Here is a 12,362-nt window from a genome sequence, read left to right as displayed (position 1 = left end):
AATTTTTATAAAAATCTTGTTTTATCGTTATTTTTAAATAAATATATTGACTTTTTCTTTGATTAGTGTCATTATATTATTTAGAGCTTGATTTAGTTAGTATTAACTTGGAGGTTTGTTATGAACGTTACAAGGCGTGGTTTTTTGAAGGGAATGGCTGCTACTGGTGTTGCTACGCTGGTGGGTAAAAAGTTGCTAACCCCAGAACAGGCGAAGGCAATACAAACTAAAAACATTAAATACGCTTACAAACCAAATATATGTAATTTTTGCGCAAACACCTGCGGTATAAAAGTAAGGGTAGCTTATGTAGATGGCAAACCAAATAGGCTTATGAAAATAGAAGGAAATATTCATCATCCTTACAACAGAGGGGTTGCATGCGCTAGAGGTCAAAGTGGTATATCTTACATATACGATAAAGACCGCATTAAAAAACCTCTCATAAGGATTGAAGGCTCTAAAAGAGGCGAATGGAAGTTTAAAGAGGCAACGTGGGAAGAAGCTTTTGATTACATGATGAACAAGCTAAAAGATATAAAACCTTATGAAATGGCTTTAATGGGAGGATGGCAAGGATGTGCTTTCTACGGTACATATCTTTTACCTTTTGTGTTAGCTGCTCAAATACCGACGCTTTTTGGTTCTCCTATACAGCATTGCGTTGGTTCAGAGCATTTAGGTCTTCATACGGTGTTTGGAAACTACAACACCCACGATGAGGTGGTGTGCGATTACGATAGAGCAAAATATATATTGGCAGTTAGAAGCAACGGTTCTTTGGCTGGTATATCAACAGGAAGAGCCCATAGGTTTGGGGCTGGTATTAAAAACGGCGCAAAGGTTGTGGTATTAGACCCAAGAGCATCAGAACTTGCCGCTAAAGCGGATGAGTGGATTCCTATAAGACCTGGCACAGACAACGCTTTTGCTTTGGCTATGCTTCATGTGATACTAAGAGAACAAGAAGATGGTAAGCCTTTGTACGATGAAGAAACCTTAAGATATTTTACAAACGCTCCGTTTTTAGCTTACAAAGATGAGAAAGGAAATTTGCAGCTTTTGTCTGACGTAGATAAAGACGGTGCCGTAGAAGCTTGGTATGTTTACGATGAAATATCTGGTTCTGTTCAAAAAGTATTTGGCTTTTACAACACAAACAAAATATCTAAGGATGGTAAAAACCTAAAACCAGCACTTTTTACAAACAATCTCAATGTAAACGGCAAAAGCGTAAAAACCGTATTTGAGTATCTTATAGATTATACACAAAACTATACACCGGAGTGGGCTTCCAAAATAACTGATGTACCGGCCTCCACCATAAAAAGAGTCGCCGTAGAGTTTGCCACTATGAAACCAGCCATCATAGAACCGGGAATTTACGACTCTAGGTATGAAAATACCATTCAGCTAAGAAAAACGTTGGCTATCATACAAGCTATAACGAGTGGATACGATAAGCCAGGTACTTGGGTAACGGGTGGAAGCTACAAGATGCTTATAAAAGACTTTTTTGATTTTACAAAGAAAAACGGCAACAAAATTACCATACCCATCAAAGGCTATCCAGACGTAGACATACCAGGAATACTTAGGGTTTTGGACGTTGGTTTTAAATACTTTTTTAATCCAAAAGCTTGGACACATGGATACCCGTCTATCCAATGGGCTTATTTACAAACCGAGCTTTCAAAGGGTAAAGAAGCTACCGTGTTTCCTTTTATTACTGACAACGGCTTTTATGAATCTACCAAGAAAGAGGTTTTTTGGAACGGTCAACCATATCAGATAAAAGCTGTTTTTATATATGCTCTAAATCTTATAAGAGGTGATGTGGAAACCCAAAGATGGAAAGAGTTTTTAACAAATCTTGATTTGGTGGTAGGCTTTGATACCATGCCTTCAGATACCATGCTATATGCGGATGTTATTTTCCCAGACATACCATATATACTAAAGAAAGATATCATTTTTGATATAAACACATCTCACGATTATACTTTTGGTACAAGGGAAGCTGCCATGGAAAAAGACGGTGATGAAATGCACGCTTTGGATTTTATGTACATGCTATCAAAAGCTATGAACGTACCTTGGCTTGACAAAATGGCAGAAATTTATCAGTATTGGAAATGGGACAAAAAAGAACTCAATCAAAAATGTGAAGAGTCTTGGAACAAATACCATACAATAGTACCAGCCATAAGAGAACTTCAACTTAGAATGGTAGCTGGTGAGCTAAAAGAGTATAAAGGAGTGACAAAATCCGTAAAAGAGCTTGATGAGGAAATATCAAGAAACGGTGTAATAAATGTAATGGATAGAGAAGAGCTTATGGCTAAATACTCCGTCCCGTGGCATCAACCTGTACCTACTCCAAGCGGACGCATGGAAATTTATTCAAACGTATTTGCCACCTTACAAAATATGTTTGGCTATAAACCAAACTACGACCCACTCATCGCTTACATACCACCCAAATGGAAAGGTGATATAGCACCAGAAGACGTGAAGCTTGAAGAAAACGAATTTTTTATAACTCACGGTAAAATACCGCTACAATCTCATACTTGTGCTGCTACAGTGGACAATCCTATTTTAGTAAGCATAGGAAAGTGGAGAGAAGGTGTTTATTACGGTATATGGATTAATGAGCAAAAAGCAAAGTCCCTTGGTATAAAAGAAGCTGATGAAATTGTTGTTGTAAATGCTATGTATCCAAACTTAAAAGTAAAAGGCAAGGCTCATCTTACAAAGCTAATAAGACCAGATACGATATTTATACCAGCGGCTTTTGGGGCTTCTTCTAAAAAGCTCACATACGGTGGTGGCTTAGGGACTCCTTTAAACGATTTGATACCTTATAGACCAGAGCCTGTCATAGGTGGATATAGAGCAAACGAGTTTACTGTAAAAGTAGTTAAGGCTTAAACATTTTAGGAGGCTTTTATGGAAAAAGTTATACCAAAATGGGTGTTCGTGGTGGATTTAAACTCTTGCGTAGGATGCAACGCTTGTATGGCCGCTTGCGCCCAAGAAAATCAAACTCCCTATTGGTCAGAAAAGTGGAGAACAAAGGTAGAGCAAATAGAGATAGGTGAGTTTCCAGAGGCAAAACGCGTATTTTTTCCACATCTTTGTATGCAATGTCAGAACACTCCTTGTTATTACGCTTGTCCAACTGGAGCTACTTACAAAACTGAAGAAGGTATTGTGCTTGTAAATCACGAAAGATGTATAGGCTGTGAGGCTTGTGTAATAGCTTGTCCTTACGGAGCGAGGTATCCCTATGAGTCTGACGATGTAGACGAATGTGAAAAACTTTACGGCGAAGAGGCAAGGCATACTACGCCTCATATAGATAAATGTACTTGGTGCTACCATAGACTTAAGGAAGGTTTAGAACCAGCGTGTGTGGAGACTTGTCCTACAAACTGCCGTATGTTTGGAGATTTAAATGTAGATTCTTACGTATCAAGGCTTGTATTAGAAGGTAAGGCTATACCGCTAAGTCCTCAGCTTGGTACAGAGCCCAAGGTATTTTATGTAACGTCAAAAGAAACGCCTGTAGGTGTTGTATCTCATCATCTTGATGAACCACCTTATAAACAAACTATTTGAAAAGGAGGTAAATATGGACGGACTTACAATGTACTTTGGTAATTATCAGCACTTTGTGCATCAGACGTCTTGGGGATGGATGATAGCTGTTTATCTTTTTTTAGGTGGATTGGGTGGCTCAATGGGAGCGTTATCCTCTTATTTTTATCTTATAAGAAAAGAAAAACATCCTTTGCTTTTTGGTCTATCCACACTCCTTGGTATTGGGCTTGTAAATTTTGGTGGAATATTCTTGCTTATACACATGCTTAAACCTTGGTTTGCGTTTTTTGTATGGACCCACCCTACTAGCTGGATATTTTGGGGTGCATCGTTTATTATGATATATACTATCACTGGTGCTGTATGGGGCCTTTCTTTGATATCTTCTTCTATAAACTTTCCTTTTTCTCAAAAGCTCAAAACCTTAAACCCTTCTTTGGTAGATAAACTTGGATACATAAGTGGAATTATGGGGCTTTTAACCGCCGTTTACACTGGGCTCTTGTTATCTACAGCACCGGCTATAACACTCTGGTCAAATCCAGGATTGCCTGTACTTTTTATGGTATCCGCTCTTTCAACTGCCACAGCTTATTTTATGCTAGTATCACCTTCTCATATCGCTCACGAAAACGAAAAACTCGACATAGCCTTACTTGCTTTGGAGATAATTATAATCTCAGCTTTCTTTAACTATCTTTTTATATCAAGCGCCGCTGGTAAATATATAATTTCTAAAATGTTTTCTTCTATTGGATTTATGGGATTTTTCGTAATACTTGGACTTTTAGTACCGTTTTTTTTGGAGATATACGCTATCAAAAAGCATTCTAAATCTCTTGTGGTATTGGCTTCTATATTGGTGCTAATGGGTGGATTCTTGTTAAGGTTTTATATCTTAAAGTTTGGATATTACACATACCCATGGTAAATTTTGTTGGGCTTTTAGAACTAAAATTTCCTATTAGTTTTGACGAAAAAAAGTGTATCAATGTGATAAAATCAAAAAAAGAGTGTGATGCTTGCGAAAAGATATGTCCAACAAACGCTATAGATTTAGAAAACGCTTCCATAGAAGCCTCTTCATGCACCCTCTGCGGTGCATGTTCTTTAGTATGCCCTACCGAGGCTATCAAGATAAACATAAACTATGTTGATTCTATAAAAAGCTTAGAAAAAGAAGAAATTTCCGTAGGTTGTGCAAAATCAAACAAAGCCGAGGTTATGCTACCGTGCCTTTTAGCTCTTAGTGAAAAAGATTTGTTAAATATATCTTCTTCAAAAAAGCTTTATATAGATATAAGCGCTTGTGAAAATTGTGTTTACAGCTTTTCAAAAGATATAAAAAACTTTATATCAAAAACTATATATTTATCAAAGATATTTAGACTTAAGTATATTCCTTCTTTTGTAAATGAAGACTACAAACCAAAGTTTAGATATACTCATTTTAAAAATCAAGAAAAGCAAAATTTTAAACCATTAAACATAAAAGATTTATGCTCTAACACAATTCCTTTTGAAGGTAAATTTGGATACATAGAGGTTTCAAAAGACTGCAACCTATGCGGTGCGTGTGTTTCTATATGTCCTCAAAAAGCTATAAAGTTAGAAGAGGGTTTAAAATTTTCTCACGGGCTTTGTATAGCTTGTGGTTTATGTGAATACGCTTGTGCTATAAGCCATCCTTTAAAACCTCTCACTCTTAGAAAAGCCGTTATACCGTCGAAATATAGTGATGAATATGAATATATCTCAAAATCCGATAAAAGAACCTGTGAGAATTGCGGAAAAACTTTTTATACCAAGGAAGAAAACCAAAATTTATGCCTGTTTTGCCAAAAAGAGCAAAATCTACAAAATATGATATTAGATTTTTTAAAATAAACAAATTCATTGACATTTATCAAGATTTTCATTTAAAATATTATCATGAAATTTAAAACGAAAGTAAACATAAGAATATTGCTTGCTCTTTTTTTCCTTTGGATAGTGAGCACTGTAGCCATACTTTATCTCACTAGATCTCTAGCTGTCAAAAGCGCTAAACAAACCGCTTACATAGCTGCCAACACGGTAAGAATAGGGCTCAATTCAGATATGCTAAACGGAACCATGGCTACTAGAGAATTTATACTAAAAGAAGTAAAATACATAAAAGGTATTCAAGATGTTTATGTTATAAGAGGGGAAGCTGTAGACAAACAATTCGGACCAGGCTTTAAAAACGAAAATCCAAGGGATGCTATAGACTACAAAGTTTTGAAAACTGGTAAACCCATATACGTGTTTGATGAAAATTTAAAAAACGTTTCTTTTAGAATCACTATGCCTTATATAGCTAGACCCTACAAAGGCATAAATTGTTTACAGTGCCATCAGGTTAAAGAAGGGACAGTTTTAGGAGCTTTGACGCTAAAGCTTGATCTAAACAAATTTAGAAACCTAGGTATATTTATGTCAATTGGTATATCTATGTTTTATTTGGTTGTAATAATTGTAGTATTTTTTGTGATGAGTAGATTTTTCTCAAAATATACATCTATTTTTTCCAAGATGGAAACTTCTATATCCGAGCTATCCAACGGCGATTTTTCAGATTCTTCTGGAGCTTTTAGCGCTTTGAGCGATGTAAATCTTAAAGATGAAATAGGAAACATCGTATCTTCTTATAGAAACTTAGCAAATGTATTGAAAACTATTTTTGCGGAGCTTTTTGATTTGGCAAAATCTTTATCTCAAGGTGATTTAAGGTATAGAATATCGTCAAACTTTTCTGGTGAATTTGAAAATATCAAAGGCAATCTAAACAGCGCTTTAGATGAGCTTTCTAAAAGCTTAAAAACTTCTGTAGATAGTTTCAACAAAATATCTGAGCATATAGACTCTTTTGAAGGAGATATAAAAGACATTACAGAGAATATATCGTTGCAAAACGAAGAAATTAACGCTATATCCTCTATGATAGAAGAGTTTTCTGCTACTTTAAAGGATATATCAAATAGCACGGAAAAACTCGACAACTCTACAAAATCTATGAACGACTCTATAGCTTCTAGTAAGGAGAAGATGGAAGCTTTAAGCCAAGCTTCTTCAAAGATTATGCATTCTGGTAAAAGGATATCAGAATTTATAGAAAAAATAATAGATATATCAGAACAAACAAACCTACTAGCCTTAAACGCTGCTATAGAAGCTGCCCGCGCTGGTGGGCAAGGAAGAGGGTTTGCGGTGGTAGCCGATGAGGTGAGAAAACTAGCAAACAACACCCAAGAAGTCGCTTCCGAAATAAGCGGTATGGTAAACGAAGTTATAAAAGCTATAGAAGACACTGTAAAAGCTACTCAAGAATCCACAGAGGAGTTTAAAACGATAATAAGTAGCTTTGAAACGATGTCTTTTCTTATAAGTCAAATAGCAAAAGCCATAGAACAGCAAAATGCAGCTCTAAACACCATAGTAAATGCTGTGTTTAATATAAAGGATTCTTCAGAAAAGAATACTTCAAAGATTTTAAATATAAAGAGCAAGTCAGAGGTTGTAAAAAGTATTGTGGACAGCTCAAAGCAATTTATCAACAGGTTTAAACTATGACGGATGCTTTTAACTCTTCTTGGGATAGCGATAAAATAAACGAAGGTCAATGGGAAGAAACAGCGCAGGGTATAGATGAGTATATAGAGGTAGGAAACTCCCTTTGGGCTCTCATAGACATTAAAGATGTGAGTATACCAGATGGTATAGCTTTTCTTGATGGTATAGTAAGACTTGATAGTGAAATTTTTTACAAAGAAAACAAGGCTAGACTTAGGTTATTTAGTTTGGCAAGCGGTATATGTGAGATGAGACCCAATATCTATAATGATTTCGAGGCTTTTAAAAGCATAAAAACAAAGAAAATAGCAATACCAGACAAAGAGATACCAAAAAATCAAATAATTGTAAAAGATGCAAAATACGATTTAGTCGCTAAAGACCAAGATCATCTTGTTTTATTAAAACAGCTAGAGCATGAAAGTTTGATGGATTATACAAAAAATACAAGCGCTGAGATTATAATATGGGACGGCTCTTTGCCTATTACATTTTCAGGTTTGGACAACAAGCTGGTTTTTGGCTTTATTAAATCTCATAGGAAATATTTTGTAAGTCCCAAAAATCTTGAGCTTTTATATGAAATAAGAGCCTTTCAAAGAACACCTATAATACACTACACAAGCCAAGACCAAAAAAACTTTTACTACACTTGGTATACCACGCTAAACAACGATATAACTGGGCTTGTTAGAATTGAAACATTGGCAAACATGGATATAGAAAAAACTTCTTCTTTGGCCAACGGCATTTGTGTTATTTTAAGAAAGTTTGCCTCTAGTCCGTTGTATGAGCAAAGGGCTCCACAAAATTTAGCCCCTATAAGCGCTTTGGAGAGTTATCTTAGAGCTTATCTTGGATATTACTTTTTTGACGCTCCTATGTTTGCTTGATGTTTGTAAACTTCCCACAAACATATGGCTCCAGCTGCACTTACGTTAAGAGATGTTACTTTGCCTTTCATGGGTATAGATACTCTTACATCTGAATGCTCTAGCACATTTTTTGACACGCCTTCTCCTTCAGAGCCAAGCACTATACACATAGGATATGCAAAATCTACTTCTTTTATATCTTTTCCGCCTTTTTCAAGGGCGTAAATCCAGCCACCCATCTCTTTAAAGGTCTTTATGGCCTTGCTTATACTTGGAGTTTTAGAGATTTTAAGATGAAATATGGCACCTGAAGAAGATTTTACCACCGTAGGATTTATTGGAGCGCTTCTATCTTTTGGTATTAAAAGCCCTATACCTCCAAACACTTCGACAGTCCTTGCTATAGAACCTACGTTTTGCGGGTCTGTGATGTGATCAAGCACCACGAAAAAGCCTTTTTCTTTTATGGTTTTTCTGAAAAGCTCTTCTTCTGGCACATAGGTGATAGGGCTTAGTATGGCTACGACGCCTTGGGTCTTTTTTGTGTTTGCAAGCTCTTCTAACTTTTGCCTTGGTGCAATCTGGACTTTTATACCCCTTTCTTTGGCAAGCTCTAAAAGCTCTTTTGGCGCTTTTGAATCATGAGCTACCAGTATTTTCTCCATCGATTGGCCAGATAAAAGCGCTTCTATGACGGGATTTCTCCCCCATATTACGTAGTTTTGCATAACATCTCCTTTACAACGTTTATGTCTTCTTCTACATCTATCCCATGATAAAAGTTTTTTGTGTAAACCATCTTTATTGGTATGCTGTTTTCCAAAAGTCTCAGCTGCTCTAAACCTTCTATCTGCTCCAGCGTACTTTGGGGTAATTTTACAAATGTTTCTAATATATTTTTTCTAAAAGCGTAAATACCTATATGTTTTAGCGGGTAAATAGATGATATATTGTTTCTTTTGTAAGGTATTAAAGACCTAGAAAAATAAAGGGCGTTTGAATCCTTGTCAAGCACAAGTTTTACGTTTGCCGGAGAATCTTTTTCAAGTTTTGTGTATAAGCTTGCTACATAGGAGTTTTGTAAGCTTTTAACAAGGTTTTCTATATCCTCTTTGTATGAAAAAATCTCATCCCCTTGATGGTTTATAATAAAATCTACATTAAAATCTTTTGAAGCTTCGTAAACCCTATCGCTTCCAGAGGCTAAATCTTCTTTTGTTTTTACGAAATCTATATGGAGGTCTTTTACTACGTTGTACACCTCTTCGCTGTCTGATGTAAGAAGTATGTCAAATCCTGTTTTTTTGAGATTTTCAACCACCCATCTTACAATGGGCTTACCACATACTTCTATCAAAGGTTTGTGCTTTAGTCTTGTGGATTTTAAACGGGCTGGTACTACTATAAGCGTTTTCATGATTTTAGAGAAAATACTATGACAATGGCTATCAAGATAAGCGTTGCTATGAAAAGCCCAATGTTTAACATAGTAAGTCTTTTCTTTTCTTCTTCTAAAGATTTTATATATTGGTCTTTTGATTCTATCATAGCTTTTACGTCTTCTACTATCTTTAGTATGTTGTCAAGCTCTTGCCTTATCTCTTTGTTTCTTTTTTCTAAAAGCTCATATTCGGTCTTGCATTTGACAAGTTCTCTGTCTAAAGTTTCTATAGTTTTATCCTTTTCTTCTATAGCTTTTTTTTGCTCTTCCAGCGTTTGTCTTAGCTGTACAAGTTCAGCGTTAATATCCATAGTTTTTCTCCAGATATTTAAATACTACCAAAAAACAAATAGCCCTTGCTACAGTTTCAACACTCATAAATACCCAAGGTACAAATGGATTGAAGATATATTTTAACATAACAACTATAGGCATTATTCTAAAAATCCAAAACGATACTATGTTTATAATCATAGGTATGTAAGTTTTCCCTAAGCCTTTTATAGCCCCAGATAAAACAAAGCTATAAGATAAAAACACCTGCGTTAAGCCTACCATGATAAGATATATTTCGGCGTAATGTATTATGTTTTTATCGTTTGTAAATATCATAGCCATATATTTTGATAAAGCAATCACTATAAGACCAACTATACCCATTGCCAAAGCACTAAAGTTTGCAATTACCTTTGCTCCTCTAAAAGCCCCTTTTATGTTGCCAGCGCCAAAATTTTGTCCAGTCAATACGCTTGCAGATATGCTAAGAGCGTATCCTATCATAAAAGATATGCTTTCTAACCTAAGACCTATTTGATAAGCTGCTAAAATAGTATTGCCAAACCTTGCCACAAAACCCACGAAAAGATTAAAAGACAAACTTGTAAGACCCCTGTCTATTGTTACCGGTATGCCAAGTTTTAACATTTCCAAGATAGTTTTTAGGCTTTTAAAAGAAAGTTTACCAAAGGGTTTTTTAGCAAAAAGTACATAAGCGTAAATTAAAAATCCAACCACTTCTGATATTACAATACCAAAAGCTGCCCCTTCTATACCAAAAGCCTTGAAACCGAGCTTACCATTTATAAGCACGTAAGAGCTCACTATGTTGGTTATATTCATCACCACCGATACTTTAAAGGGAAATTTAGTTTGACCCATACCGCTGTATGTAGCGTAAAATACCTCTGTAGCAAATTGTATAAAGGCCGCCAAAAAGATGGGTTTTAGATATATTTTTGCTATATTTGCTATGTCTTTTTTAGCTCCAAACAAAAGCATGAGCTCTGGTATTAGCTTTGTACCAAACATGGCAATAGGTATAGATAACAAAAGCGATAAAACCATACCGCTTAAAAACACATCAAAAAATGGCTTGCCGGCTCCAACCCGATGAGATACCATAATAGACGTTCCGTTGTAAGTAAGAGCCATCAAAGAGTAAACAAACCACATCATTGATATTGAATAACCAACCCCAGCTATGGCGCTTTTGCCAAGATGCGATACCAAAAGAAGCGATACAAGCGTTTCAACGGTATAAAGCAAATTTGAAATAATAACCGGTGTAGCAACGTTAAGGACGGCTTTTAATATATCTTTTTTAGTCTTAGACTCATCGACAATAAGGTTTGCTTCCAAGGTTTTAATAGTATAGCACAATATATAATTTAAGCTTGTTTCTCTTAAAAGCTAAAAAACTTAAGGAAACTCTTTTAAGTCTTGGTTTATAAAACTTATGGCGCTGTTTTCAAAATAGCCGTTTGAAATTAAAACAAGCTTACCTTTTGAATTCATGCTAACGGCGTAGTATTTTGGCACAAACTCTATCATGGTTTTATTGTTTGTCCCGGGTGTTATAAACATATCCATAGTGAGCGTCCAAGCAGCTAAGCCTCCTAAAGAAGGTGCATTTACTACAAATTTAGATACTTCTTTTGGTGTTTGGTTTTCATAAAACTGCGCTGTATTCGTAGTGATATCACACCTTATAAAGCCCTCTTTATAGCTTTGTTTTAGGATATGGTAGTTGTTTAAAGAGCAAAACTTTATAAGCTCTTGAAATACTCTACGATAAGGGGCTTTTATAATGGCGATTTCTCTTTTTACCTGAACAGGTGCTTGCTCTTTGTTTGTGGAGGCTGTTTTTGTGCTGTTTATAGCGTTTGGGTTTATAGATGTGGGTTTTATGGTTTGTTTGTAAGCTTGTTCGTTGTGATAAGCTTTTGCTGGGGCTCCCATGATATATTTAGATTGTGAATGAGGGTAAAGCAATCCGCTTGATTCTAACCCTTGCATATCTGTATCAGCACACGAGCTTATCAAAAATCCTAAGGCTATTGTAGATGATAAGGCTAATATTTTTTCATAACAAATCTACTTCATATATTATAAATTATGACATACTAATTATAATGTAATATGTAAATATTCACATATACATTTTCTAAAATCTTCATCATTTTTTCATGATTTTGGTATAAAATAATTTATATATCTAGTAAAGGAGGTTAAGCCTATGAAAGGTCTTCTAAGACGTAAAATGATGATGCTGGCTTTGGCTGGTGTAGCGTTTGCTCAGGTAAGCGCAATGGCGATAAGCCCACAAGCGTTGGCTCAGGAAAAGGGATGTTTTGCGTGTCATGCCATTGACCACAAAGTAGTGGGACCAGCTTGGAAAGATGTGGCAGCCAAGTATCACCACAACCTAAAATACGTTCCATACCTTGCAAAAATGATTAAAAACGGAAATTCTGGTATATGGGGTCCAGTACCTATGCCGCCTCAAAACGTCACCCAAGCCCAAGCTGAAGAGCTCGCTAGATTCATCCTATCTTTGAGATAACAAC

Annotated in this window: 12 protein-coding genes; 7 read left to right on the top strand and 5 right to left on the bottom strand. The window is 35.8% G+C overall.

Annotated elements, in window-relative coordinates; genetic code table 11:
- The first annotated feature begins 120 nt into the window (after positions 1-120).
- The 6 genes from ACP5S8_RS01695 to ACP5S8_RS01670 are packed head-to-tail and all read left to right on the top strand — an operon-like array spanning position 121 to position 8,093.
- A complete protein-coding gene (locus ACP5S8_RS01695; RefSeq protein ID WP_461875465.1) occupies positions 121-2,934 on the top strand; it encodes a molybdopterin-dependent oxidoreductase in 2,814 nt (937 codons plus the stop codon).
- 18 nt (positions 2,935-2,952) lie between these two features.
- The gene (locus ACP5S8_RS01690) at positions 2,953-3,624 is read left to right on the top strand and encodes a 4Fe-4S dicluster domain-containing protein (protein WP_015418936.1); all 672 of its coding nucleotides are present in this window, start codon (positions 2,953-2,955) and stop codon (positions 3,622-3,624) included.
- A gap of 13 nt (positions 3,625-3,637) precedes the next feature.
- Positions 3,638-4,537, top strand: coding sequence for an NrfD/PsrC family molybdoenzyme membrane anchor subunit (nrfD, locus tag ACP5S8_RS01685; protein WP_461875464.1), 900 nt, complete (start codon positions 3,638-3,640; stop codon positions 4,535-4,537).
- On the top strand, positions 4,531-5,493 hold the full coding sequence (locus ACP5S8_RS01680; protein WP_461875463.1) for a 4Fe-4S binding protein: 963 nt from the start codon (positions 4,531-4,533) through the stop codon (positions 5,491-5,493). Before nrfD ends, ACP5S8_RS01680 begins: the two co-directional genes overlap by 7 nt.
- Positions 5,494-5,538: 45 nt before the next feature.
- Complete coding sequence (locus tag ACP5S8_RS01675) at positions 5,539-7,200, top strand: methyl-accepting chemotaxis protein (RefSeq protein WP_461875462.1); 1,662 nt, start codon at positions 5,539-5,541, stop codon at positions 7,198-7,200.
- Positions 7,197-8,093 (top strand): hypothetical protein, encoded by an 897-nt coding sequence (locus ACP5S8_RS01670; RefSeq protein WP_461875461.1) that lies wholly within the window; start codon positions 7,197-7,199, stop codon positions 8,091-8,093. The genes ACP5S8_RS01675 and ACP5S8_RS01670 overlap by 4 nt, the downstream gene beginning before the upstream one ends.
- Here ACP5S8_RS01670 and rlmB read toward each other — a convergent pair.
- From rlmB to ACP5S8_RS01645, 5 genes are read right to left on the bottom strand one after another with little or no spacing between them, the layout of a single operon-like run.
- On the bottom strand, positions 8,063-8,803 hold the full coding sequence (gene rlmB, locus ACP5S8_RS01665) for a 23S rRNA (guanosine(2251)-2'-O)-methyltransferase RlmB (RefSeq protein ID WP_461875460.1): 741 nt from the start codon (positions 8,801-8,803) through the stop codon (positions 8,063-8,065). The genes ACP5S8_RS01670 and rlmB overlap by 31 nt on opposite strands.
- Positions 8,788-9,492 (bottom strand): 3-deoxy-manno-octulosonate cytidylyltransferase, encoded by a 705-nt coding sequence (gene kdsB / locus ACP5S8_RS01660; protein ID WP_461875459.1) that lies wholly within the window; start codon positions 9,490-9,492, stop codon positions 8,788-8,790. Before kdsB ends, rlmB begins: the two co-directional genes overlap by 16 nt.
- Positions 9,489-9,827: a hypothetical protein gene (locus ACP5S8_RS01655; RefSeq protein WP_461870993.1), complete on the bottom strand. Its 339-nt coding sequence runs from the start codon at positions 9,825-9,827 to the stop codon at positions 9,489-9,491. The genes kdsB and ACP5S8_RS01655 overlap by 4 nt, the downstream gene beginning before the upstream one ends.
- Positions 9,817-11,154: an MATE family efflux transporter gene (locus ACP5S8_RS01650; RefSeq protein WP_461875458.1), complete on the bottom strand. Its 1,338-nt coding sequence runs from the start codon at positions 11,152-11,154 to the stop codon at positions 9,817-9,819. Before ACP5S8_RS01650 ends, ACP5S8_RS01655 begins: the two co-directional genes overlap by 11 nt.
- A gap of 60 nt (positions 11,155-11,214) precedes the next feature.
- Positions 11,215-11,811, bottom strand: a complete 597-nt coding sequence (locus ACP5S8_RS01645; RefSeq protein ID WP_461875457.1) for a hypothetical protein — start codon at positions 11,809-11,811, stop codon at positions 11,215-11,217.
- Positions 11,812-12,031: 220 nt separating this feature from the next.
- Between ACP5S8_RS01645 and ACP5S8_RS01640 the strand changes: the two genes are divergently transcribed.
- Positions 12,032-12,358 carry a c-type cytochrome gene (locus tag ACP5S8_RS01640; protein ID WP_461875455.1) on the top strand — a complete coding sequence of 109 codons (327 nt, stop codon included), beginning with the start codon at positions 12,032-12,034 and terminating at the stop codon, positions 12,356-12,358.
- Positions 12,359-12,362: the final 4 nt, after the last annotated feature.

Origin of the sequence: Hydrogenobaculum sp. (assembly GCF_049967395.1) — a bacterium.
Lineage (GTDB): Bacteria > Aquificota > Aquificia > Aquificales > Aquificaceae > Hydrogenobaculum.
This window is presented reverse-complemented; position numbering and strand designations above follow the sequence as displayed.

Bases quoted from the DNA above. Each gene is read 5' to 3' on its own strand.
- ACP5S8_RS01695 (WP_461875465.1), top strand. From the start codon at position 121: ATGAACGTTACAAGGCGTGGTTTTTTGAAGGGAATGGCTGCTACTGGT.
- ACP5S8_RS01690 (WP_015418936.1), top strand. From the start codon at position 2,953: ATGGAAAAAGTTATACCAAAATGGGTGTTCGTGGTGGATTTAAACTCT.
- nrfD (WP_461875464.1), top strand. From the start codon at position 3,638: ATGGACGGACTTACAATGTACTTTGGTAATTATCAGCACTTTGTGCAT.
- ACP5S8_RS01680 (WP_461875463.1), top strand. From the start codon at position 4,531: ATGGTAAATTTTGTTGGGCTTTTAGAACTAAAATTTCCTATTAGTTTT.
- ACP5S8_RS01675 (WP_461875462.1), top strand. From the start codon at position 5,539: ATGAAATTTAAAACGAAAGTAAACATAAGAATATTGCTTGCTCTTTTT.
- ACP5S8_RS01670 (WP_461875461.1), top strand. From the start codon at position 7,197: ATGACGGATGCTTTTAACTCTTCTTGGGATAGCGATAAAATAAACGAA.
- rlmB (WP_461875460.1), bottom strand. From the start codon at position 8,803: ATGCAAAACTACGTAATATGGGGGAGAAATCCCGTCATAGAAGCGCTT.
- kdsB (WP_461875459.1), bottom strand. From the start codon at position 9,492: ATGAAAACGCTTATAGTAGTACCAGCCCGTTTAAAATCCACAAGACTA.
- ACP5S8_RS01655 (WP_461870993.1), bottom strand. From the start codon at position 9,827: ATGGATATTAACGCTGAACTTGTACAGCTAAGACAAACGCTGGAAGAG.
- ACP5S8_RS01645 (WP_461875457.1), bottom strand. From the start codon at position 11,811: ATGCAAGGGTTAGAATCAAGCGGATTGCTTTACCCTCATTCACAATCT.
- ACP5S8_RS01640 (WP_461875455.1), top strand. From the start codon at position 12,032: ATGAAAGGTCTTCTAAGACGTAAAATGATGATGCTGGCTTTGGCTGGT.